Origin of the sequence: Tumebacillus flagellatus (assembly GCF_000714935.1) — a bacterium.
Lineage (GTDB): Bacteria > Bacillota > Bacilli > Tumebacillales > Tumebacillaceae > Tumebacillus > Tumebacillus flagellatus.
In genome coordinates this window covers 134,246-161,228 of sequence record NZ_JMIR01000007.1, presented here as the reverse complement: position 1 = coordinate 161,228, position 26,983 = coordinate 134,246, and the positions used below count along the sequence as shown (strand labels likewise).

Annotated in this window: 6 protein-coding genes; all 6 read right to left on the bottom strand. The window is 60.0% G+C overall.

Annotation, left to right across the window (positions count from 1 at the left end):
* Positions 1–130: 130 nt before the first annotated feature.
* From EL26_RS07150 to EL26_RS07125, 6 genes are read right to left on the bottom strand one after another with little or no spacing between them, the layout of a single operon-like run.
* On the bottom strand, positions 131–1,186 hold the full coding sequence (locus EL26_RS07150) for a TauD/TfdA family dioxygenase (protein ID WP_038086083.1): 1,056 nt from the start codon (positions 1,184–1,186) through the stop codon (positions 131–133).
* Positions 1,183–5,922, bottom strand: a complete 4,740-nt coding sequence (locus EL26_RS07145) for a non-ribosomal peptide synthetase (protein WP_052036099.1) — start codon at positions 5,920–5,922, stop codon at positions 1,183–1,185. Before EL26_RS07145 ends, EL26_RS07150 begins: the two co-directional genes overlap by 4 nt.
* A 3-nt stretch (positions 5,923–5,925) precedes the next feature.
* Positions 5,926–11,439, bottom strand: coding sequence for a type I polyketide synthase (locus EL26_RS07140; protein WP_038086081.1), 5,514 nt, complete (start codon positions 11,437–11,439; stop codon positions 5,926–5,928).
* A 32-nt stretch (positions 11,440–11,471) separates the two neighbouring features.
* Positions 11,472–12,758: an MFS transporter gene (locus tag EL26_RS07135; RefSeq protein ID WP_038086079.1), complete on the bottom strand. Its 1,287-nt coding sequence runs from the start codon at positions 12,756–12,758 to the stop codon at positions 11,472–11,474.
* Positions 12,759–12,778: 20 nt separating this feature from the next.
* Entirely contained in the window at positions 12,779–19,969 is a 7,191-nt protein-coding gene (locus EL26_RS07130; protein ID WP_038086077.1) for a non-ribosomal peptide synthetase, read from the bottom strand.
* Between the two features lie 18 nt (positions 19,970–19,987).
* Positions 19,988–26,983 (bottom strand): non-ribosomal peptide synthetase, encoded by a 6,996-nt coding sequence (locus EL26_RS07125; protein ID WP_038086075.1) that lies wholly within the window; start codon positions 26,981–26,983, stop codon positions 19,988–19,990.

Here is a 26,983-nt window from a genome sequence, read left to right as displayed (position 1 = left end):
GCTCAACAAGCTGACGCCTCGTGAGTACAGGCGCCAGCTTGCGGTTTAAGGTCTTTTTTCACTGCCTACCAAATGGGGTCTTGACCAGGCGGAAGAGGGGCTTTTTTCTGTGAAACTTGCAAGCGAGTGGTTAGCGGGTGGCAAACGATGCGTCGATCTCGTCCGCTTCTGCGGAGTCGAGCGGTTCTCCCATCGCCACCAAGGTTTTGCGTTCGCCTGTGAACGATTCACGTCCGTGGGAGACCAACATGTTGTCGAGGACCAACAGGTCCCCGCGCTGCCACGGAAAGGCGATGGTCTCCGCTTCGATGACCGCGCGGATGGCAGCAGCGGTCTCGTCTTCAATCGGAGTGCCGTCGCCGTAGTACGTGTTGTACGGCAACCCGTCCAGACCCAGCTCGTCGACGAGCAGGTCCCGAATTTCCGGTTCTAAGCTGGATACGTGCCAAAACGAAGCGTGGTTGAACCAGATCTTCTCGCCTGTGACCGGATGGAAGCGAACCGCTTTGCGCTTCTGGCGGGTGCGCAACAGGCCGTTTGGCTTCCACTCGACTTCAATTCCGTGGGTGGCGCAATACGTTTCGACTTCCGACTTGTCCTCGGTATGGAAGACGTCTTGCCACGGCAGCCCGAATCCGTCACCGTAGTTGCGCACGAGCATCCATCCTTTTTCTTCAAATCGAGCGCGGATGGCCGGGTCGATCTGCTCATAGACGCGGCGCATGTCGGCAAGCGGCGTCGCTCCGCCCGTTTCCGCCTCCTTGACCGAACAGAACCAGATCTTCTGCGGCCACGTGCTGGAGTAGGAAAGCTCGTTGTGTTGCAAGATCACCAGTTCTTTCGGATGTTCCGTCGAGGTGTACACTTTGCCGGTCAGTTTGGTGCGCGGCGACGAAGATTCGTTGTAGACCAGCAGTTTTTCACACATGCCGCTGACGTACTCGTCGAATCGCTCTTGCGTGGAGACGTCAAACCCGCGAAACAGAATTCCGCCGTGTTGCAACAGCAACTCCTCCACTTTCGACTTGTTGGTTTTGCACCATTCCAACACGTCGACTCCGGGTACCAGAGGCGTGATGAGAACCGGCAGCGTCTGCCCTTCGGCAAACTCGCGAATTTGTACCAGATCTTGCTCCGCATGGAGCTTTACAGATGTTGCTTTGATACCGGACAATCCTTTTTTCATGATTGGCTCCCTCCTGTTTTTTTGGCTTTGGTCGCTTGCAGTTTGGAACGGCGGGCCGATTGGAAATTCTGTTGCTGCTGCTCTTCCGAACGCCCCGCCAATTCCGACATCATCGTCCGCAATTCGTCAAGGGTGACCTCCGGGTTGGCGACCACCGCTTGGAGAACGGCTTTCCACTGCGAAGCGAACAACTCAACGGTCGCGGTGCGGAAGAGGTCGGTGTTGTACGAAAGCGAGACGGCGAGTTCCCCGTCCGTTTTCGTCAACGCTTCCAGCATGAGGTCGAATTTGACCGCTTCTTCGGGAACTTGTCGGGCACGCAGGGTGACGCCTTGCAACGCAAGGTCGGTGCGCGGGGTGTTCTGGTGGTTAAACCACACTTGCACCAACGGCGGATAGGCGGTGTTGCGCTCCGGATTGATCTCTTCGATCACCCGGTCGAACGGCAAGTCTTGGTTGGACAGCGCGCCATGAGCCGCTTCGCGCGTGCGTTGCAACAGATCGCGGAACGTCGTTGCTCCTGCCAACCGGGTGCGAATCGCCAACGTGTTGACGAACATGCCGAAGATCGGATGCGTCTCTTCGGATTGGCGGTTCGCCATCGGAATCCCGACGAGGATGTCGTCGCGGCCGCTTCGTTGTGCCAACACCAGATCATAGGCGGCAAGCAACGTCATGAACAACGTCGCGCCTTCTTGACGGGAGAATTCATCCAAGCGCTCCGACAGCCCGTCCGTGAAATCGAGGCGCATGGTGTTGCCGTTCGTCGTCTGCACAGCAGGGCGCGGGAAGTCCGGGCGCAAATCGAGCAGCGGCGCGGTGTCGGCCAGCGTCTGCTTCCAATAGCGGACTTGCTCCTCCAGATACCCCTCTTCCACCAAGCGGCGTTGCCAGACCGCGTAGTCGGCATACTGCAAGGTCAGGGCCGGGAGCGAGGAATCCGCGCCACTCCGGTGTGATGCATAGAAGGCGGACAGTTCGCGATGCAAGATGTCCATCGACCATCCATCCCCGATGATGTGGTGCGCGCACAAGATCATCACGTGGCGTTGGTCGCTCAAGCGCAGCAGTTCCACACGCAAGAGCGGACCGTTCTCCAGATCGAACGCGGTGTTGATCGCGTTTTGTTTCGCTTGGATCGCTTCGATCTGTTCGGCAGCCGACAGCGAACGGAGGTCCGTTTGCGAGATCGCAAATCCCGACTCGGGGAGGATCACTTGCACCGGTTGGGTGCCGTCGAGACGGTAGACGGTACGCAAGACTTCATGGCGTTCGATCACGTCGCGGAAGCTTTGCTCCAGCACCTCCGGGTGGAGGTCGCCTTCGATCTCCCAAACGTGGGTGACGTTGTACTGGGTGTCGCGCTGCATCTGGTCGGACAACCACAGTCGCTGTTGTTCAAACGACAAGGGCAACGGCAGCGCGCGCGAGACCGGCTTGAGCGGCGGCAGGGCATCGCCGTGGTTTTCGCGCAGCTTGTTCCCGAGGAAGGACGCCAGTTGCGAAATCGTGGGCGCTTGGAAGATGTCGCGAATTTGGAAGTCGACGCCCAGTTCTTTTTTGAGGCGCGAGGTGATCAAGATCGCGTTGACGGAGTGCCCCCCGATTTCATAGAAATTCTCTTGCACGCCGATGTCGTCTCGTTTCAACACGGACTTCCACACCGCTTGCACTTGGCTCTCCAACTGGGTGAGCTGCGTCGTTTGCACCGCGTCTTCCGCCTGCGGCGCGTCGGGAGAAGGAAGCGCGCGGCGGTCGATCTTGCCGTTGACCGTCAGCGGCATGCTCTCCAGATGCAAGAGGTGCGACGGGATCATGTGCGGCGGCAGCGTGTCTTTCAAGAAGTTGCGCAAGTCGCGGGACTTGAGCGCTTCGCCGTCTGCCGTGGTGTAGTAGCCGACGAGACGCTTGTCGCCCGCTCCGTCGTCTTGCACGACCACAGCGGCCAATCGGATCTGCTCGTGCGTTTCCAGCACGGCTTCGATCTCCCCGAGTTCGATGCGGTAGCCGCGCACTTTGACTTGGTCGTCGAGGCGGCCGAGGTAGACGAGGTTGCCGTCCGGCAGATAGCGGGCCAAGTCGCCCGTTTTGTACATCCGCGTGCCCGGTTCAAACGGGTTTTCCAAGAAGCGTTCCGCCGTCAATTCCGGACGGTTCAAGTAGCCGCGCGCCACCCCGTACCCGCCGATGTACAACTCGCCAACCGCTCCGATCGGAACGGGTTGCAAGTGCGGGTCGAGTACGTAGAGTTTCGTGTTGGCGATCGGGCGTCCGATCGGGACGGGGCCGGTCGCTTTCTCTCCGCGCGGTACGCTGTACACGCAACAGCCGACGACCGTTTCGGTCGGGCCGTACTCGTTGACCAAGACGGTGTCCGGCGCATGAGTCAGCCACGGGGCGATGCCTTCGTACGTCAGCGCTTCGCCGCCGATGACGAAGACGTGATTCCACGTGTGCGCGTCGCCCGCTGCGGTCTCCATCCCCAGCAACTGCAGATGGGCGGGCGTGATCTTGGTCAAGCTGTACCCGGGGTAGGTGCGCATCGCGTCCACCAGCGCGTCCACGCCCATCGAGTCCAAGACGAGGACGATGCGCTTGCCTGTCAGCAACGGCACGTACGTCGAGGTGACGGTGAGGTCAAACGCCAGCGACGAGTGCACCGGTGCTCCATGCCCCTGCTGGGCATACGCGTCCATCGCCCACGTCAAGTAGTTCATCAAGCCGCCGTGCGTGATCAAAACTCCCTTGGGTCGTCCCGTGGAGCCGGAGGTGTAGATGACGTACACGAGGTCTTGCGCTGAGATCGTGTGGTCGAGATTCTCGGCGGACACCGCGTCCAAGGTGTGGAGTTCGGCGTCCAAGAGGAAGCGGGCCGTCTGCACGGGAAGCCGTTCCGCGAGATGACTTTGAGTGAGCAACAGTTTGATTCCGCTGTCTTCCACCATGAACGAGATGCGGTCTTGCGGGTACGCCGGGTCGATCGGCACGTACGCGCCTCCCGCTTTGATCACCGCCAAGATCGCAATCACGAGCTCCGGAGTGCGGTCTGCGCAAATGCCTACGCGATCGTCCGCTCTCACTCCTTGTTCGCGCAGGAAGCGCGCCAAACGGTTGGCGCGTTCGTTGAGCTCTCGGTAGGTGAGACTGCGGTCGCCGCTTACGACCGCCACATCCGCCGCGTGGCGGGCTGCCGTCTCTTCAAAGCGCTGTACGACATTCTGCTCACGCGGATCATACTCCGTGGCGGTGTCGTTCCACTCGACCAACAGGCGCAACCGATCTTCCGGCGTGAGAATCGGCAACTGCCAAATCGGGCGGTTCGGATTCTCGACTGCTCCGGCCAGCAAGATGCGGAAGGCGTTCGCCAAGCGGACCATCGTCGCTTCGTCGAACAGGTCGGTGTTGTACTCGAACACAAACTGCAAGCCGTCCGGTTTCAGGTGGGCTTCGATGACGATGTCAAACTTCGCCACGCCCGCGTCGAACATCTCGTACACCATGCTCAGTTGCGGCAGGTGCGTTTCGGGATACTCCCGGTTGAGGTTGAACATGACTTGGTAATACGGAGAGACGCCGGGCGGGCGTTCCGGTTGCAACTCTTCCACCAATTTGGCGAGCGGAACGTCGGGATTGGCCATCGCGCCTGTCAAGCGCTCGCGCACCCGCTGCAACAGGTCGGAGAACGTCTCTTCGCTGGACACTTGCGCCCGCAGCGGCAAGGAGTTGACCAGCGGCCCCATGATGCCTTGCGTTTCTTCACGAGAACGTCCGGAAACCGGAAACCCGACGGCGAAGTCCTCTTGCCCGGTGTACCGATGCAACAGCGCTTGGAACCCCGCCATCAGCGTCATGAACATCGTCGTTCCCGCTTCGCGGCTGAGCTCTTGCAGGGAGTTGCGCAGGTCGGCGTCCACATGCAGGTGATAGAGCGAGCCTTTGTAGCGGGGAATCAACGGGCGCGTGCGGTCAAACGGCAATTCCAGAGTCGGGACTTTGCCGGCGAGTTGTGTTTTCCAATAGTCGAGCTGTTGCGCGGCCACCTCCCCGCTGAACCACTCGTTCTGCCAAGCCGCAAAGTCGATATAATGCAGGCCGGGTTCCGGCAAGTTCGTCGCTTGCCCGGTCAGCGCTTCTTCGTAGAAGCGACCGATCTCAAAGAGCATGATCCCGGCCGACCAGCCGTCGATGACGATGTGGTGGATCATGAACAACAGCAGGTGTTCCTGCTCCGAGAGACGGTACAGAAAGAGCCGAATCAGCGGACCGTGCTCCAAATCGAGGGGGCGTTGGGCTTCCAAACGCATCAGACGGTTCGCCTCCTCCTCCCGCTCAGACAGCGGGAGGTGTTCGAGGCTCACCAACGGGATCTCAATCGTAAGTTCATCCAACACGCGCTGGAACAGTTCGTTTTCGCTGTTCTCCCGAAACACGGTGCGCAGCGCTTCATGGCGGTCGACGAATTTCTGGAAGCTGACCTCGAGGAGCTTCGGTTCGAGGGTCCCGGTCACCCGAATGAGGGAAGCGTTGTTATAGGAGGAATTGTCCGGCTCCATGCGCTGAAGCAACCACATCTGCTTTTGTGTAAACGAGACCGGGTATTCGGCTTGGTCCCTGGGGATCGCAGGGATTTGCAACGGGTTGGAAGCGGCGGACGATTTGTTTTTTTTGACGCGCGCTTGCAGGGCGGCCAGCTGTTCCGGGCTTAGGTGGGAGAGGCGGTCTTTCAAATTGCTCATGGTTTACTCCTCCTTCGAAGCTGCGATCTCTGCCAACAATGCATCCAATTCCTCGGACGAGAGTTCGCTGAGCTCAGCCACTAGATCTTCCTCGACGTCTGCGGTGGACAGCAACGCCCATTCGTCGACTTGCGGACGCAAGGAAGAGGCCAGTTCAGCCACGCTTACGCCGCGAATGAGTTCCACGATCGGCACGGAAGCCCCGATCGTTTTTTCCAGACGGCCTTTGAGTTCGATCGCCATCATCGAGTCAAGCCCGTACATTTGCAGAGAGCGCTCCGGGAGCAACTTGGCGCGCGGGATGCGCAAAACTTGCGAGACGACGTCGGAGAGTTGATCTTGGAGCACGTGTTGGCGCTCTTCGGTGTCCGTTTGGCGGTAGCGTTCACTGAAGTCGACCGGTTCGCTTTCCCCGTTTCCACCGTCCGATTCCGCATCGCCAAGCTGTGCCCGGATGTCCGCCAAAAGCGGCGGGAGCACGCCGGCCGGATAGTTGTGTTGGCAGAAGGTGTTCCAATCCATCGCTGCGACGGTGATCTGCGGAACGTTGTGGGCGATCAGATGGCCGAACGCTTCCAAGCCCTGGTCCGGCTGGATCGGGAAGAGACCTCGACGCTCGAAGAAGTCCAACAGGTCGAGATTGATCGCCAAGCCGACATCCGCCCAAGACCCCCAGTTGATGCTCTGGGCGGGCAGTCCCTGTCCGTGGCGGAAGCGGGCCAGCGCGTCGAGGAACTTGTTGCCGGCCGAGTAGTTCCCCTGTCCGGCCGAGACGAGTTGCGCAGCGGTCGACGAGAACAGGATGAAGTGATCGAGGTCGCGGTCGGCGAAGGCGCGGTGCAAATTCCAAGCGCCCCGCACTTTCGGTTTCATCACGTCATACAGGTCTTGCAGCGTCATCTTCGAGAGCAGTTGCGGGATCGCCGTGCCGGCAGTATGAAGGATGCCGCGAATTGCCGGTCTTCCCTCGCGGTCATACTCGTCGAGGAAGTGTTGCAAGCCGGCTTCGTCTGCGATGTCAAACCCTGTGATGTGGACGCTTGCCCCGAGCAACTCGAGGTCGCGCACTGCTTGGATGCGTTGACCCAAGCGGCTGTCTGCCGGGTGTTGACTCCAATCGCGGCGGGCCGGGAACGGCTCTCTCCCGACGAGGATCAAGTGGCGGGCTCCGTGTTCAATCAGCCAACGCGCAAACAGCAAGCCCAGTCCGCCGAAGCCCCCGGTGATCAGGTACGCGCCGTCCGAGCGGAACTTCGGCGGCAACGGAACGGTCATGTCCCGCTCCTGCAGACGGGGAAGCAGTCGTTGCCCTGCGCGGAAGGCGATCTGGTCTTCGCCGTCCGGCCGCAGAATTTCTTGAAGGAGTTGCGCTGCGTCGTGCGACGGCTCTTGGACAGGGTCGAGGTCGAGAAGCCCTCCCCAGAGTTCCGGATGTTCTTGGTGCCCGATGACGAGACCCAGGCCCCAAAGCGCGGATTGGCCGAGACCGTCCGCCGTCTCCGTTCCGTTGATCGGGTTCGCGCCGCGCGTGACAAACCAGATGCGCGGTTTCACAGAAGCGGCTTCGAGGGCTTGGACGAGCAACAGCGCGCTGCCGCATCCGGACTCTTGCATCGCATCGGCACCCGTTTGGTTTAAGCTCCAGAAATGCACGAGTCCGCGGGGAGCCCGGCCGTCCGCTGACAGGTCCTGCATCAGGCGGAGGTAGTCGCTTCCTTCGGCCGCTTGGATCGAATAGGAGTCTTGGCCGAGGCGTTGGAACTCTGTGCCCGCTTGCACCAGCACGGGTGTCCCGCCATGCGCGCGCAGTTGGCGGGCCGCCTGCTCCGCGACCTCTCCCTCGTCCGCAAACAACAGCCACACTCCTGTTGCGTCCATTTCTTCGGCACCCGCCGCCGAACGCTCGCGCTCGTGCGGCGTCCAGACCTGTTCCGCGAACGAAGGGATGCTGTGGCGAGCGTGCGCGGCGTCGTTTTGAAGAGACTGGGCGAGGATATCTGCGACTTCCAAGAGAACTTGGCCCGATTCATCGGTGACGGTGATCGAGCAACGCACCGTCGATTCCGTGTGCTCGTGCAGCTCTGCGAACGCCAGCATCTTCGCCTGCGGTTTCGACCAGATCGCCAAGCGTCCGAGTTCGACCGGCATGAAGAGCGCGGAACTCCCCGCGTCTCCGATCGGCAAAACGGCCGCCATCATCTGCAGGGAGATGTCCAACAGGGCCGGGTGGATGACGTACTCCCCGGCATCTGCCGCCAAAGATTCCGGCATCGCAATCTCCGCCATCGCTTTGCCGTGCCCTTGCCGGATCTGCTCCAAGCCTCGGAACAACACGCCATATTCCAAACCAAGGCCGGCAAAGTGTGCGTAGGCTTGCTCTGCGGAAATCGAACGCGTGCAGTCGGCCCGCCACGATTCGAGGTTGGTGCGGCGGACGGCCGGAGCCGGATGCGGCTTGACCGTCCCGAACGCATGGCGCGCCCAGATCGGGTCCGCTTCAAATCCCGCTGCGTACACTTCGAAACGCCCGTTGGCCGGATCGAGGTGCAACTGCAGACGGTTCCCCGTCTCTTCGTTGAGGAACAGAGCTTTTTCGAACGTGACCTGCGTCACTTCCAAGCCTGTGATCTGGTCTCCGTAGAACTTGCGGGCAGCGCCCATCCCCATCTCCAGATACGCCGCCCCGGGAAAGACAACGGCTCCGCGGATTCGATGGTCGCCGAGATACGGCAGACGCCAGAGATCGACGTTGCTCTCCCAGACGGGACGCGCCATCGGCACGCGCTGGTCGAGCAGCGGGTGAGCGTCCGGGTCGCCCACCCGATAGCGGCGGGATTCCGGCGACTCGTGCCAGTACACGTCTCGCTGCCACGGATACACGGGCAAGCGGACGAACGAACCGGTTCCGTTGACGCTCTCCCAATTCGGCTCCAGACCCAGCGTGTACAGGGCTCCCAGCGAGCGCAACAATTGCGGGCGTTCCGGTTCCGCGCGTCGAATCGACGGCAAGACCTCGGCGGTGCGCCCCTTGAGCGTCAAGCACTCGCGCACAGAAGCCGCCAAGACGGGATGCGGTCCGATTTCCAGGAACACGTTGTACCCGTCGTCGATCATGTTCAGCAACGCGTTGGAGAATTGCACGGTATCACGCAAGTTGCGCCACCAGTACTCCACTCCGTGTTCGTGAACGTCCGTGCGGGTTCCCAAGACGGTCGAGTAATAGGGCAAACGGGTCGGGTTGATTTTCATCCCTTCCAGATGACCGAGGAACTCCTCGCGAATCGGGTTCATGAAATGACTGTGGAACGCCATTCCCACTTTCAAAAAACGAACAAACACGTCCGTTTCCTGCAACGGAGCCAGCACGCGCTCCAGCGTTTCCGTATCGCCGGCGAGCGTGACACCGCTGGGCGAGTTGATCGCGCCCACGCAAATTCGATCTTCCAAACCGGCCATGTGTTCGCGGATCGACGCTTCCGGCATCCCGACAGCGACCATCGTGCCCTGACCGGTCATGCTTTGTTGCAGGCGGCTGCGGTGGTACACCACGCGAACCGCTTCTTCGATGCTCATGATCCCGGCCGCATACGAAGCCGATGCTTCGCCGGCGCTGTGTCCGATCACGCCGTCCGGCTCAATGCCTTTGGAGCGCCACAAGTTCGTCAACCCGATCTGCAAAAACAAATTGGCCGGCTGCGAGATCTGGGTTTCCACCATGCGGGACTCAGCTTCGTCCTTGAACATCTCTTCCAGCAAAGACCAGCCGGAAACCGCTTGGAACGCGCGGTCGCACCGGTCCAGCGCGTCGCGGAAGACAGGCTCCTCTGCATAGAGTTGTCGGCCCATCCCCCACCACTGCGGGCCCATCCCCGTGTAGACGAACGCGACACGAGGCTTGTCCGGCAGCACCGCCGTGGTGCCGACCACAGCCCGGTCGTGCGCTTCGCCGGAGATCACGGCTTCGAGCGCTTCGAGCAGCTCGCTTTGTTCGGATGCCACGAGCGCCATGCGTTGTCCGTGATGCCCGCGACGTTGCGCTGTGCTGAACGCGAGGTCGGCAAGCGACACGCCTTCCAGTTCTCCTGCTTCTGCAAGCGCACGGTGGTAGGACGCGGCGACTTCAACCAGCGCGTCGGGCGTGCGAGCGGAGAGCGGGATCAGAAAATCGTGAGCCGCACGCGACGGTTGCGTTTTGTCCACAGTCGGTGCTTCCCGCAAGACGACGTGCGCGTTCGTGCCGCCAAATCCAAACGAGTTGATGCCCGCATAGCGCGGCTGTGAAGTGGACGGCCACGGGACGTTCGAGTTCGGGACGCGCAGTTGCAGACTGTCGAAGTCGATAGCCGGATTGACGTTCAACAGGTGCAGATGCGGCGGAATCTGTTCGTTTTTCAAGCACAGCGCGGCTTTGATCAGCCCGGCCACACCCGCCGCCCCTTCGGTATGACCGAGGTTGGTTTTGACGGAGCCCACCCAGCAGAATTCATCAGCGGGTCGGTTTTCCGACAGCACGGTCCCCAACGCCGTCGCTTCAATCGGGTCGCCTACCGCCGTGCCGGTGCCGTGCGCTTCCATGTATTGCAGTTGGTTACCCCCGATGCCCGCCCGTTGCAGAGCTTCACGGACCAAGTTTTCTTGCGAAGAGCCGCTGGGAACCGTCAGGCCGACGCTGCGGCCGTCTTGGTTGCACGCCGACCCGGCGATGACCGCATAGATCGGATCGCCGTCCGCCAACGCATCTTCCAGTCGCTTCAGCGCGACCATGCCCGCCCCTTCGGCGCGCACGTACCCGTTGGCGCGCGAATCGAACGCTTTGGAGCGGCCGTCGGGAGAGAGGAATCCCCCTTTGGACAGCGAGTTGCTCAATTCCGGCTTCAGCATCACGTTGACGCCGCCTGCCAACGCCAAGTTGGACTCGCCCGTGATCAAGCTCTGGCAAGCCAGATGGACCGCCACCAGCGATGACGAGCACGCGGTGTCCAACGTCATCGACGGACCTTGGAAATCAAACACGTACGAAATGCGGTTGGAGTGCAACGTCATCAAAAGTCCGGAGGTCGTATGGAGTTCGAGGTGATTGGCGTTTTTTTCGGAAACTTGCAGCCATTGATAATCGTTCGTGAAGCAGCCGACAAAAACGCCGGTCTTGGACCCTGCGAGCGTTTCCGGACGCAGCCCCGCATCTTCCAACGCTTCCCAGGTGACTTCCAGCATCAAGCGCTGTTGCGGGTCCATCGTGTTGGCTTCCCGCGGCGACACGCCGAAAAACTCCGCATCGAACTGGTCGATTTTGTCCAAAAAACCGCCCCAGCGCGAATGCGTCGCGCCCGGCTTTTCCCGATTGGGATGGTAGAAACGCTTGACGTCCCAGCGATCGCTCGGAACTTCGGTCACCGCGTCAACTCCTTCAACCAACAAGTTCCAAAAACTTTCCGGACTGTCCACGCCGCCCGGAAAGCGGCATCCGATCCCCACGATGGCGATCGGTTCATATCCTTGTTTCAAACGCTCCGTCATTCCCATTTCCTCCTTCATTCACAATCCCGTTCTTATATGGAAGCCGCTTCCTGCCCAACCGCCTCCGCCTGCATGTTCCGCTTTCGCTCCGGCAAGCGTTTGATCGTGACGAGAAACAGCGCCGCGCAACTCACGCCGATCAACACGGTGACAACACCGATCGTCCACGAAGGCACATACGCGCCGATGGTGATCGAACCGGCTCCGATCATTTGCGAGGTGACTCCGATCAGACCGGTGAGCGCCATGTACGTGCCGCGATTGGCCGCCGGGATCATTTCGGCGAGGTACGATTGGCGGATCGAGGTGTGCAACAGCTCCCCGCCGGTCGCAACCAGCATGCAGATCACCAGCAACCAAGGGTTGTTCGTCACCGCGAGAATCGCAAAGCCGGCCAAGGTCAGCAAGATCCCTGTCATCAAAACGCCCAAGTCGCGAAACCGGCTGAACACGCGCACCGCCACCACCGACAGCAACACGACGAGCAACGCGTTTTCCGTCCGCAACACCCCGAACATGCCGACGCCGTCCACGTGCCAATTCAGATTCATCCAAGCAAACGGCGTCCAGTGAGAGAACTCGTTGGACAGTCGAATGCCCGAGTAGTTGAAGAAGATGTTCTCCATCGAGATCAACAGCGCACATGCCAAGATGTAGATCATAAACGTGCTGTCGCGAAACACCTTGCCGTATCCGCTGCCGCTCTTTGGGGCGGATGTCTGCTGCCCTCCTTGGGAGGGCGCCGGATGGTGCGTTTCTTGGATGACAAACAACAGCAACATCAGAGAACCAAACGAGACGAGAGCGGCTGCCGACATCAATTCAAACAGATAGTCCCGGAAGAAAAACGCCCCCACCATGCCGCCGACCAACAACGATGTGTTGAGCGCCCAATAGTCAAAGCTGTAGACGAACTTTCGGTTCTCCGGCGTGGTGCAATCCACGATCATCGCTTGCATCGCCGGGAACGCCAACCCGCCAAACCCGTTCAACGCCAGCATCGAAACCAACGTCACGACCGGCGAGTCAAACCAAGGCGAGTTCGCAAACGCCATCGTCGCAAGCGACAGCACCCGACCGGTCTCCGCCCACCGGAGCATGCGCCGCCTGCCGTACCGATCGGTGAGGGTTCCGCCGTACAGGCCGGAACCAAGACCAATCAGAATGTAGAGAATCATCAAATAGCCGGTGATCGCAGCCCCCAGTTTTTCCGCGAAGTAGATCGCCATGAACGGATAAATCATGTTCCCGACCAAATTGACGAGAAACGCTTCCACCAACCGAACGCGGATGTTGATGTGCAACTCACGATATTTCATGTGTAAGCCACCCTCTTCTACTAGGCTTTTTCCTGGAGGTATCGGGATCTCGCTTGCCGGTCGGCTTCTCTCATCCGCTCGACCAACACGCTTAGGTATTGCACATCCAACATGGAGTTGTGGTCACCCAAAACGGGATACACATAGACCGAACCGTCGGTGCGGGGTGCCCAGTCCTCAGGCTCCACCAAGGGGTGAGCATGGGCGGTCATTTCCGAAACTCGGAACAGATGAAGATCGGTGCGCACAGGCCCTTCATAACGATAGAATCTCGAAGCGGTGCCGTGTGCGGCCATGATCTGCACTTGGGCACGGATGCTCTCTTTGGAAGCGCCCGCCGGGAAACGCCCCGCGAGCACCATTTGCTCTGTCACGTAGTCAAACGCTTGCTCCTCGTCCCGCTCGTCGAGCACCGATGTATCGAGTCCCAAGTCGACCAACGTAAACCGCAAAACATCCATCTCGGTCCACGCCCGTCGCTCCCGCAGATCGCCCGGCTGGTCCATCGGAATTGCATCGAAGAGGCCCAAGATTTCGATCCGTTGGCCTTGCTGTTCCAAACAGCGCGCCATTTCAAACGCCACTGTCCCGCCAAAAGACCACCCGTAAATCCGATACGGCCCCTCCGGTTGGAGGCGGCGGATTTCTTCGACGTACCGCTTGGCAATCTCCGTCATCGAATCGTACGGCGCGACGCCCGACTCGTACCCGAACCCCTGCAAGCCGTACACCGTCTCTTCCGGCCCTAACGCTTTGGCTAGCGGGAAGAAACTGCTGATGCCGCCGCCTTGACCGTGAACGAAGAACAGAGGAGGACGCGTGCCTGTTCCTTGCTGGATCAAAAGAGCCCCGTCTCGCAACAACTCTTGCGGGCGCGAAGTGTTCGCTTGCAGGGTCTCTTCCACCCATTCGGCGAGTTTGGCGACCGTGGGACGCTGATAAACGCCCGCGACAGAGAACTTGACTTGGAACACCTGCTGCATCGCACCCAACACGCCGAGAACCCGCATCGAGTTGCCCCCGAGTTCAAAGAAGTCGTGATGAACGCCGACCGGCTCCACCCGCAGTACGTTTTCGAAGATCCGCACCAACTCCCGTTCGGCGGCGCTGCGCGGTGCCGCGTACTGCTGAGCCGAGACGGAATGGTTCTCCAACGGGATGGCGAGCAACGCTTTGCGGTCCAGCTTTTGGATGGCATTGAGCGGCAATTCGGGCAAGAGCACGAAGTACGAAGGCACCATGTATTCCGGCAATTTGCTGGAGAGCCAGTCCCGCAACGGTTGTGTTTCTTGCGGTCGGTCAGGTTCAAGCACCACGTACGCCGCCAGCGATTCGAAGCCGTCTTCTTTCCGAACCAAGACAGAAACCTGTTGCACATCCGGATGATTCAATAGGGCGGATTCAATCTCACCGAGTTCGATGCGGAACCCGCGCAATTTGACTTGGTTGTCCGCCCGCGTGACGTATTCGATCGTTCCGTCGGGATGACGGCGAACCAAATCGCCCGTTTGATACATCCGGGCACCCGGCTTGGAAGCAAACGGGTCCTGTACAAACCGTTGTGCGGTCAGCTCTTCCAAGTTGTTGTACCCGCGCCCCACGATGTCACCGCCGATGAACAGTTCCCCCACCAGACCGAACGGCGCGGGTTCACGATTCTCATCCAAGATGTAGATTTTCGCGTTGGAGATCGGGTCGCCGATCGGCACATAGCGACGCGTGTCTCCTCGTTGGCAGAGCCATGCGGTCGCGTGCACCGATGCCTCTGTCGGGCCGTACAAGTTGTGCAGTTCTGCCGTGGCAAACGTTTGGTAAAAGCGCTCCTGCACTTGTGCCGTAAGGTTTTCCCCAATGGTGACGACCGTTTTCAAACTGTCACACAACTTGAAATCTTCCTGTTCGAGCTGAATTTGCAAGGCGGATGGAACGAAGCAGATCCAGGTGATTTGTTGTTCTTGAACCACCTGCGTCAGATACTCCGGATCTCGATGTCCGTCATGGCGCGCCACGACCAACGCCGCCCCTCGCAGTAACGGCAAGAACAACTCCCAAGTCGACACATCAAACGTATGGTGGGTCTTGAACAACACGCGGTCTTGGTCGGTTAACGGAAACGCTTCATAAAGCCATTGCAACATGGTGCAAAACGCGAAGTGCTCGTTCATGACCCCTTTGGGAACGCCGGTGGAACCGGACGTATGGAACATGTAGACGAGATGATTCGGCTCCACCACACGCTCCGGACGCGAGGAGGGCATCTCCATCCAGCGGTGTTGCGCACTGTCCAGCACCACCAACCCGACATTCGATTCGGCAAACACCCCTTGCAATCGTTCCGTCGTCACGACGAGCGCAAGACTCGCTCCCTCCAACACGCTGTAGAGGCGCTCGGACGGGTGGTTGATATCCAGCGGCACATAGACACCGCCCGCTTTGAGGATCGCGTGAACCGTGATGACCATCTCCACCGAGCGTTCCAGATACATCCCTACGCGAACTTCCGGGCCCGCTCCTTGAGCACGCAAGTAATGGGCCAACGAGTTCACGCGCGCATCAAATTCACGATAGGTCAGCGTTTCATGTTCGCCGATCAACGCAATGGCATCCGGCGTCCGGTCCACCTGCTCTTCCACCAACTCATAGGCGACGAGTTCCTTGCGCAGCTCAACATCGGTCTTGTTGAACTCGTGGATCATGTGCCGCTTCTCTGCTTCTCTCAGCAGAGACAACTTGTCCACCGCTGCATCCGGCTGATCCGCGATCTGTTCCAAGAGGTTCACCAGATGCTGCAGCCAGCGCTCGATGGTTGTTTTTTCGAAGAGGTCGGTTCGATAGGTCAGCCTGCATTCCAACGTGTCGGGCAGCTCCACAAATTCGACTTGCAAGTCTTGTTTGACCGCCGTAACTTCCAAGTCGACCGGACGCATCCGCAAACCGGCGGTCGTTTCTTGAAAACGCTCTTCTCCCGCGCGGAACACTTGGAAGAGCACGGAGAAGATCGGGGTGCGGCTCATATCGCGTACGGGATTGATCAATTCGACCATCTGGTCAAACGGGTATTCATGATGCTCATACGCTTGAAGCGCCGACGCTTTGACGATCTCCAGCAGTTCGAAGAAAGAATGCCCCTGTGCCAGGCGAATTCGAAGCGGCAGCGTGTTCGCAAACAACCCGATCAGCCCTTCGACTTCAAGCAGATTCCGCCCCGCCTCCGGCGTGCCGATCACCAGATCGCGTTGACCGCTCAACCGGGAGAGCAGCAGGCTGACACCCGCCAGCAACACCATAAACAGCGTTGCATCGCCTTGCGTCGTCAACGCCTGCAACTTTGAAGTCAAGCGGGTGTCGAGAGTGATTCGCACTTGATCACCGGCAGCCGTCATCACGGACGGACGCACATGGTCGGTCGGCAAATCGAGCTCCGGCAAATCGGTGCCGAGCGTCTCCAGCCAATACTGCTCCGCTTGAAGCAACGTTCCATCGTGGAGGCGTTGGTTTTGCCACGAAGCGTAGTCGGTGTATTGCAGCGGCAACGGCGGCAACGCGGCCGGTTCCCCTGCGCACGCGGCGGCGTACAGCGCTTGGAGTTCACGGGTAAGCACGCCAAACGACCAGAAATCGATCATGATATGGTGCAACACAAACAGCATACGATGGCGCGACGGTCCCAATCGGAACACCATCAAGCGCACCAACGGCCCCGCTGTCAAATCGAACGGCTTTTGAGATTCCTCGTGGAAGTGCTTCCAGACGATCGCTTCCTGCTCGTCCTCGCTCGACCCGGAGAGGTCCACCAGCGGACACTCAAGAGGAGCCGGCGGGTGCACACGCTGGAAGAACGCTTCGCCCTCCATTTCATAGGTGGCGCGCAGCACGTCATGCCGAGCGATCACCTGCTCAAACGCCCGAACCAATGCCGCGTGGTTCAACTCCCCTTCCAACTCCAGCAGCGAAGGCATGTTGTACGTGATGTCCTCCGGGTTCAGACTCTGCAGGAAAAAGAGCCTCTGCTGCGCGTGCGACATCGGGTATCTCTCTGCAGCCGGCAGCTTCGGAATCGTCATAGACTCCGCTTCCTGCACCGCCGCGTCGCCGACCAACAGGGCGAGCTCTCGCACCGTCGGGGATTCAAACAGTTGATGCAACGGCAGATCGACCCCCAACCGCTTCTTGATACGGGCTCGAACTTGGATCGTCTTGAGCGAATGCCCGCCCAGTTCGAAGAAATTCTGGTCGATCCCCAGTTCCGGCACTTGCAACACGTCTTGCCAGATCTGCACCAACGCCGTTTCAACCGGGGAACGCGGGGCGACGATCTCCTGCGCCCCCGTAAGCCCGTTTGGTTCGGGCAACGCTTTGCGGTCGATCTTCCCGTTTTGGTTGAGCGGCATTTTTTCCAGCAAGAGGACAGCTTCCGGGATCATATACTCCGGCACCCACTGCCGCAAATGATCGCGCAAGACCGACGCTTCGGTCGGTTGCGAGGTGACGACGTACGCCAACAGCCGGTTTTGCCCGGACTCGTCCTTGCGCACGATCGCGACGCATTGGTCCACCTGCTCGTGTTTGCGCAGAGCCGCCTCGATCTCGCCCAGCTCGATCCGGTGCCCGCGCACTTTGACTTGGAAATCGACCCGGCTGACATACATGAGTTTGCCGTCCGGCAGGAAGTACCCCAAGTCGCCCGTCCGGTACAGCCGCGGCCCGCGTCCGTCGTCAAACGGATTGCGGAGAAACGCTTTGGCGGTGCGTTCCGGGTCGTGCAAGTACCCGCGCCCGACGCCGATGCCGGTGACGCAGATCTCGCCGAGGCATCCGACGGGAACTTGGCGCAAGAACCGGTCGAGCACATACACGCTGTGATGGGGGATGACCGTGCCAAGCGACACGTAGGGACGATCTTCCGACACAAGTTCGCGGATGACTTCATGCGTAAAGTCATCGGACGTCTCCGAAGCGCCGTACGCGTTGATCAAGCAGACGTTGGGAAACTTGCGCCGCCAACGATTGGACAACTCGGCGGGCAACCCTTCTCCCGTCGCGATCAAGTGCCGCAACAGAGAGAGCGGAACCCCGTCCGTCTCTTCGGCGCTTCGCCACATCATCTCCATCATCGCGGGCACCAGTTCCAACTCGGTCACTCCGTCTCTCTGCACCGCCGGCAGAAGAGCATCCGGGTCTGTCGAGACGGAGTTCGGATAGATGACCGTCACGCCGCCGACCATCAACGGCGCGAGGAATTGCCAGACCGAGATGTCAAAGCAATGCGATGCGGTCTGCGCCACCACGCCCGTCTCGTCGAGACCGACCAAGTTGATTTTGGCGTACAGGTGGTTGAGCATCCCGATGTGCTCCACCATCGCTCCTTTGGGCAGTCCGGTCGATCCCGAGGTGTAAAACACGTTGGCGAGGTCAGCCGGCTCGTTTTGGAACGTCGGGTTCTCTGCGGATTCTCCAGATCGCGCCTCCACATCGCTCAAGTTGACGACCTCGGTGTCCAAGCCCTCCGCCAATTGCGCCGCCTCGCCCACGAACGGCGTCTGGGTCAGCACGACTTTCGCACGGCTGTTTTCCACCACCGTGCGGTTTCGCGCCACCGGATTGGCGGTGTCAAGCGGTACGTACGCACCGCCCGCCTTCAACACCCCGAGAATCCCGATCAGCATGGAGATGTCGCGCTCGGCAAACAGAGCCGCCACATCATCGCGGCCAAACCCCGAGCGGCGCAACCGCCACGCCAAGCGATTGGCTTCGGCGTTCAATTGTGCGTACGTCAGCGCTTGGTCTTGGCAACGAACCGCCACTCTGTCCGGCGTGCGCAGCACCTGACTCTCGATCACCTGATGAGCCAACAAACTCAAATCAGGGTCCGGCTGAGCGGAGACGTTGAAGCCCGCCAATTGCGCCCGCTCTTGCTCCGACACCAACGTCAAATCGCCAAGCTTCGCAGACATGTCCGCCGCCGCCAAACTTTGCAACAGCGTGCGCCATTGACTTTGCAAGCGCAGAATCGTCTGCAAAGACAGCGTGTTTCGGGCGTACGACCACACAACCTTCCACTGTTCGCCCGCCTGCACCCCGACTTGCAGAGGAGGTTCCGGTACAGTCGACTGCGCAAAGCTCTCGCTCCAGGAAAACCCTTGCCGCGTCCGCTCTTCCAAATCAGCAAACGACAGCGCGGTGTCATACAGCATCACGCCTTCCGCCACCGCAGCGTCGGCTCGCACTTCCGCTTCCGGTAAAAAAGCGGACGCTTCCACCCGGCGCAGTTTCTCGTCCACCGTCTGGAGGAATTCCTGCACCGACTGTTCCCCTGCTGTCCCGACACCGAGCGGCAACCGATTGGAATACGGCCCAAGCCCGCGTCCCGACGCTTCCAGTTCCGGCACGCGACCGGAAGCCCGCAAGCCGAAAGTCACGCGCTCTTCTCCGGAGTACAACGCGACCAACAGCGACCAAGCCGCGGCGGCCAACGCCTTCTCCGACACCTGCGCGTTCTGCGCGGCTTTGCGCAGAGCGGCACTCAACTCCATATCCAATTCCTGATCGGCTTGCACGAAAGGCCCGGCATCCACGCTTTGCCGCAAGGTGGAGAGCGCCATCGACGGCATCAACTCCCCGGCTTGGGCCCGCCAAAATTCCTTGGCGGGCATCCAATCTTGACGGGTCAACCATTTGACATAGTCCGAATAGCGCGGACGGCTCTGAGCAGGGGTCCGTGCGTTCGTTCGCAGCAGCGACTCATATTGCGCCATCCACTCCCCAACCAGCAGCGCCTTGCTTTCCGGATCGAGAATCAACGCATGATGCGTGACCAGCAACGTGGCGCGCGTGTCCGAATGGAGGAGCAACGCCGCTCGCAGCAGCGGTCCGGTCCCGATATCCAGCGGTTCGAGGTGCGAAGCCGCGACTTCCTCTGTGGAACTGGCCCCGTCAAATACCTGCAACTCGACGGGGCGTTGCTTGAGGCACGCCTGCACGACGCGGTTTTTGAGCGGTCGAAAAACGGAGCGAAGTTCCGGATAGGACGAGATGACCGCGTTCAACGCTTCCTCCATCACAGCGGGGTCAATCGTCCCTTCCAACTCATAAGCGTTGAGATGAAGAGGCAAGCGGGCAAGGTCTTGGGTGTCTGAGCCGGAAAGCAGGCTTTCTTGCAAGCGGGAGAGTTCAATCACTTCCAACATGTTTTCTTTCGATAGATAATTCACGCGCCGTCACATCCTTTTTTAACCGAATAGCTCGTCCGCCACATCTTCCGCCGAGGCGGAGACCAGTTCTTGCAGACGTGCCGTCGCATCCTCTGTCATGCGGCCGAGCAAATCGAGATACTGTTGCGCCATGCCCTGGATCGTCGTCGCATCGAAGAGGTCCGTCGCGTATTCAAACAACAGCTGAATTCCGCTCTCCAGATGATGCACGAGCACTTCCAAATCGAATTTCGCCGTAAAGCGACCGACCGTTTCCGTCTGCAACCCAACGCCCGGCAGTTCAAAGGAAGTCGAGCCGACGTTTTGGTAGTTGAACATGACTTGGAACAGCGGGGAGCGCCCTTGGATGCGTTCCGGCTGCAACTCCGCCACGAGATGCTCAAACGGCACATGGGGGTTCGCAAAAGCTTCCAGCGAAGTCAGGCGCACACGATGCAACCAATCCGCCACGCTCGGGTTGCCCGATACGTTCGTTCGCAACACCAGCGTGTTGATGAAAGCGCCGATCAGCCCTTCCGTCTCCTCGTGGTCGCGTCCGGCGACCGGCACGCCGATCAACAGGTCTTCCTGTCGGGATCGGGCATACAACAAAGCTTGGAACGCGCTGAGCATCACCATCTGCACCGTGACCGACTGCTCGCCGGCAAATTTCGTCACCCGCTCCAGCAACTCGTGGGGAATCGTGATGCGATGTACCGCCCCACGGTAGCTCGGTGTCACCGGATGCGGCCGATCGGGCGACAGGTCCAAAACGGGAAGGGTTCCGCCAAGTTGGCGTTTCCAATAGGCAAGTTGGTTCGCATACGCGTCGCTTTGCAAAAAGCGCTGCTGCCACACCGCGAAATCGGCATACTGGATCGGAAGCTCCGGCAATTCGACCGATTGACCGGTTGCATGAGCGGTGTACAGCGCCATCAACTCGCGTGTGAACACGCCGGCCGACCAACCGTCGGAGATGATGTGATGCATCGTCACGAGGAGGACAAACTCCCTCGTCTCCAGTTGGAACAAGTGCAGGCGGTACAGGGGCCCTGTGAACAAATCGAAGGGGCGCGCGCTTTCGGCAAGCAATTTAGATTCCAACTCCGCCTCGCGCAACTCGTCGGAAATCTCCCGCAGATCGGTCAACGGCAGGTGCACGTCACCCGGCGGCAAGAACGCGATCACCGCTTGCCCGTCTTCCGCTTCATCGGAGCGGAAGATCGTGCGCAAAGATTCTTGCCGGCGGACGATCTCATGCAACGACGCTTGCAGGTGCTCCACGTTCAACTCGCCCTTAAACCGCACAGCAAACGGAATGTTGTACAAGGAGCTGTCGGTGTTGAGTTGCGCAAAGAACCAGTATTGTTTTTGCAGCTCGGAGAGCGGCAGATCTTCTGTGCGAGAAACCGGGCGAAGCGGTTCGATCTGCGTGTGTTGGCGGCTGGAAACCGCGCTGTCGACGTGGACGGCGAGCTGTTCGACGGTCGGGCCTTCAAACAACAGCCGCAACGGCAAGTCGATACCCCAATGACGACGCACGCGGGACATCACTTGAATGAACAGCAGCGAATGGCCTCCCAGAGCGAAGAAGTTCTGGTTGACGCCGACACGCTCCACGCCCAGCACGTCCGACCAAATGTTGCTGAGCACGGCTTCTGTTGCCGTGCGAGCCGGCAACGAGCTCTCGTCGCCCTCCATGTGAACCTCCGGCTTCGGCAATGCCCGGCGATCCACTTTGCCGTTGGCGGTGAGCGGCAAGCGCTCTAAGGAGAGGAACCAGTTGGGCACCATCGCCGGCGGAAGTTGTTGCTCCAGATACCCTCGCAACGCCTCCATCCCGCAAGCAGGATCGGCCAGAACGACGTAAGCTGCCAACTGCGTCCGTTCCTGAGCGTCCTTGACATCGAGCACTGCGCAGGAAGCCACCGCGGGGTGACGCATCAAGACGGCCGACACTTCGCCCAATTGCACGCGGACGCCGCGCACTTTCACCTGATCGTCGAGGCGGCCCAATACTTCCAACGAGCCGTCTGTACGATACCGTCCGCGGTCTCCCGTGTAATACACGAGATCGGTTTCGTCGTTCGTGAACGGGTTGGCCCGGAACCGCAACGCTTGCTCGTCCGGTGCGTTTACGTACCCTCGCGATGCAAACGGCGTGCGCAAGACGATCTCGCCGACTTCTCCGACGCCCGCCAGTTGACCGCTTGGCGTGAGGACCCAGACTTGCGTGTCCGGTTGCGGCCAGCCCGCCGGCTGCATTCCCGCCACGACTTGCCCCCGGCGCACGCGGTACGACGTTTTGATCATCGTCGTCTCCGTCGGCCCATAGAAATTGACGAGGTCGCCGCTTGAGAACCGCTCTTGCCAACGCGCCGCAAATCCGTCCGTCAAGGGCTCACCGGAGAGGAAGACATAGCGCAGGTGCGGGAGCGCGACGTTTGCGGGCGCATCGTTGAGCCACATCTGCGCCAGCGACGGAACCGAGTGCATCAACGTGATGCCTTCCCGCTCCAACCAAGGAAGCACGACGTCGGCGCTCATGTCCTCCGGGACGTCGGGCAGATGCAGAGAAGCGCCTGCCGTCAGCGGAAGCAAGAGGTCGCGCAAGATCGCATCGAAGGAGAGGTGAATCAGTTGCGCCACCCGGTCGTCCGCACTCACTTGGAATTCTTCGCGCTGCCACGCGAGGAAGTGGTTCAGCCCTTTGTGCGTGCCGAGCACCCCCTTGGGGACGTTGGTCGTGCCGGACGTGAAGAACAAGTACGCCGGATCATCCGGAAGCGGATCGTACCCTTGCGCGGCAGACGTTCCGGGCGAAGCGGCCGGGAGCTTGGAAAGTCCGGTCGCAACATCCACGTGCACCCACGGGAGATCGCGAAGCATGCGGCTGACCGATTTGGAGGCCGATTCATTGGCCCACGCGAGGACGAAACGCACACCCGCCTGCTCCAGCATCGTGCATTGTCGAACTTCCGGAAGCGACAGGTCCACCGGCAACAACACTCCGCCGCTCTGCAAGACCGCCAACGCGCTGACGACGAAGCCGACGCTGCGGTGCGTCAACACGGCGGTCACATCTCCCGGCTTCAAGCCTTCTTGACGCAGGCGTTGAGACAATGCCTCCACCCGTTCGAGCAATTCTCGGTAGGAAAGCGTCACGTCACCCTGAACGACCGCCGGGCGGTTCGGCTCTGCAAGCGCCTGCTTGCGGAACGTTTGCAACACCGACTCATAGGAAGGCTCGGTCATGGCTTGGCGCACGGACGGCCATTGCTCGCGTACAGACTCGGTCACGAGCGTGTACTCGTGAATGGAACGATCCGTCTGCTCCAGCACCTGCACGAGGAGCGATTGCAACTGCTCCAACATCATCTGGCCGCGCTCCGCTGTGAACAGCTCTTCCCGATAGACCAACTCCAGATGCAGCACACCCTCAACGTCCTGCACGAACAACGTCATCAGATACTTGGAAATCAACAACTGCTCGTAGGTGGACGTCACCTCAAGATCGCCGATCTGCAAGCCCGTCTCCGGCGTATCCAAATAGTTGATCATCACATCAAAAAACGGATTGCGCACGAGGCTGCGTTCCGGCTGCAGCTCTTCCACCACTTTTTCATAGGGGATGGAGCTGTGCTCATAGCCTTGCAGCGTCACGTCACGCACGCGACGGAGCAGTTCGCGGAAGGTAGGATTGCCTGTCAAATCCCCGCGCAGCGCGATCGTGTTCAGCAAGAAGCCGATCATCCCTTCCAATTCCACGCGGTCGCGGTTGGCCATCGGAGTCCCCACGACGATGTCCTCCTGTCCGGACAGACGGGACAACAGCAGGAGGTAGACGCTGAGGAACACCATAAACGGAGTCACGCGTTCTTCCCGGCACAGCTCCCGAAGCGTCGGGGACACGTCCACCGGCAACGGGATGCGTTGCATGCGGCCGGCTTTGGAACTCTGCGGCGTCAAGGGTGCGTCCATCGGCAATTCCAAGAGCGGCAGGGTTCCGCCCAATTGAGTGCGCCAATAGTCGAGGTCGCGCTCGATCTTGGGCTGGTGGATGCGAGCGCGCTCGCGCAGAACGTAATCGCCGAATTGCACGGTCAGCGCGGGCAGTTCGCCGCCTCCGTACAGCGTGAACAATTCCTCCTTGAACACATCCAGAGAACGAGCGTCAAACAAGATGTGGCTGACGTTCAGCATCAGTTCATGATGCGTCTCGCTGTAGCGGAACAGCCACCCGCGGCAGTTCGGACCTTGCGACAGGTCGAACCCGTTTTGGGAATCCCATGTGCGGATTTCTTCGTAACGCTTGCGTTGCTGCTCTTCCGGCAAGCCGCTTACATCGACGAGCGGAAGTTCCCAGCGGTTCGACTCTGTGAGGCGTTGATAGGGAACTCCGTCGAGTTCCACGATGACGGTGCGCAGCGATTCATGCCGTTTGATCAACTCGTCCAAACTGCGGCGCAACGCCCCCACATCGAGCGGCCCGTGCAGGTGGAAGCCAAACGGAACGTTCAGATGCGTCGTGCCCGGTTGCAAGCGGTCCACAAACCACATCGCTTCCTGCGGATAGGTCAGCGGCAAAAGCTCGGGACGTTCGACCCGCTCCCAGCTTTCCTCTTGTGCGCTTCCTTGCGACGAGTCTTCCAACAGCTCGGCCAGCTCCGCGACCGTCGGGCGGTCGTACAGTTGGGCAACCGACAGCTCGCACCCGAATTTCTCGCGGATGCGCGCCACCACGCGATTGGCAAACAGCGAATGCCCGCCCAGATAGAAAAAGTGATCGGTGACGCCGATCGCCGGCACTTGCAGCACGTCTTCCCAAATTTGCACCACCGCTTGCTCAAGCGGTGTGCGGGGCTTGACGTGCTCCTCGCGGGCGTTGTCGGAGAAGGAAACTTGCGGCAACGCTTTGCGGTCGATCTTGCCGTTCGGCGAGAGCGGCATCTCCTCCAGCACGACGAACACGTTGGGCACCATATAGTCCGGCAGTTTCGATTTCACAAATTGGCGCAGGACCCCTTGGTCCGCATCGCCGTTCTCTTGCGCGGTCAGGAAGGCGGCCAAAAATTTCCCGCCTTGCACGTCCTGTTGCGCCATGACCACCACTTCGCGCACAGCGGGGTGCGTCTGCAACACCGACTCAATCTCGCCAAGCTCAATGCGCAACCCGCGAATCTTGACTTGGTGGTCGATACGCCCGATGTAGTCGATGGTGCCGTCCGGCAAGTGGCGGGCTAAATCCCCGGTCCCGTACATCCGCGCTTCCGGGTCGCCGTGGTAGGGATCGAGCACGAATTTCTCCTCGTTGAGTTCCGGTCGGTTCAAATACCCGCGGGCGACCGCGGTGCCGCCGATGAACAGTTCCCCCGCCGCGCCGCGCGGAACCGGCTGTTTGCGCTCATCGAGCAAATAGATCATCGTGTTGGCGATCGGGTACCCGATGGGAACCACGCGCTTGGGGGAGTTTTTCACGCACTTCCAATGCGCGACGATGACAGACGCTTCGGTCGGCCCGTAGAGGTTATGCAACTCTGCGTCCAACTTGGAGAAAAACCGCTCTTGCAATTCAAACGGCAGCGCCTCGCCCGCACACAGCGCCCGCTTGATCGTCGTGCACGCTTCGACACCCGCCTCTTCCAAAAACAACTGCATCATGGAGGGAGCGAACACGATCGTGGTAATGCCCTGCTCTTGGCACAACTCCACGAGATAGGCGCTGTCTTTGTGCCCTTCCGGTTTGGCGATCACCAAGCAAGCGCCGTTGACCAGCGGCCAAAACAGCTCCCAAGCGGAGACGTCGAAACTGTACGGCGTCTTCAAGATGTGGCGGTCTTGCGGGGTGAGTCCGAAGATGTCCTGCATCCAACGCAACAGGTTGCAGATGCCTTTGTGAGTGCTCATGACCCCTTTGGGCTTGCCGGTCGAACCGGACGTGTACAGAATGCTGAGGTTGTTGTCCGCCGACAGCTCCAACTCCGGGTTCTCCACCCGCTCACCGGCGAACGTTTCCCACTCGGTGTCCAAGCAGATCACTTCGTCCGCTTGGGCAGGCAGATGCATCAACCAACGCGCTTGCGTCAACATCAGCGGAACCGCGGAGTCCTCCATGGTAAACTTCATCCGCTCCGCCGGATGGTACGGGTCGATCGGCACATAGACGCCGCCCGCTTTCATGACGCCGTAGATCGCCACGAGCATTTCCAGCGACCGATCCATGCAGATGCCGACTCGCACATTCGATTGCACGCCCGAACGAATCAGATAATGCGCTACTTGGTTCGCCCGCTCATTGAGCTCCCGATACGTCATCTCGGCTCCTTCGAACACCAACGCCACCGCGTCCGGCGTCAAAGCCGCTTGCCGTTCAAACATCGTATGGATGCACTCTTCCGTTCCATACTCAACGCGGGTATCGTTCAATCCGTACAACACATGCTCGCGTTCCTTGGCCGAGAGCACCGGCAGATCCAAGAGATCGCGCTCCGGCTGCTCCACGATGCCGGTCAACAGCGCTTCCAGACTGTCCAAGTACGCTTCCACCGTCTGCGCCTCAAACAGTTCCACACGAGCGTCGGCGACCATCTCCTCCCGATTGAGCGTCAACGCCAATTCGAAGGGAGACTCCTCCCGTACAGGAGATACGCCCCAAGCAAACCCGATTTGAAAAGGAAACGGCTCGATCGCCGCTTCCCTTCGTCCTGCTTCCCGAACACTCTGCACCAATTGGGAGAAGCTCGTCTCCCCTGAAAGCTGCACCCGAGACGCCAGCACCTCTTGCGAATCGGATACCCCGATGACCAGATCCTGTTGGCCGGTATAGCGAAACAGCAAGACATGGCTTGCAGCCAACGCCAGCTCTTCGATGGAAACACGCCATCCCTCCGCCAGACGTTGCAACCCGACGGCGAGTTCAGCCGGCATCGAGCGTGTCAAACGGCGGCTCCGCAGGGAAGGCACAGCCGGGCGCGGCGCATCCGTTGGCAGATTCACAATCGGCAGACTTTCCACTTTCTTGTGCGTGCCTTTCAT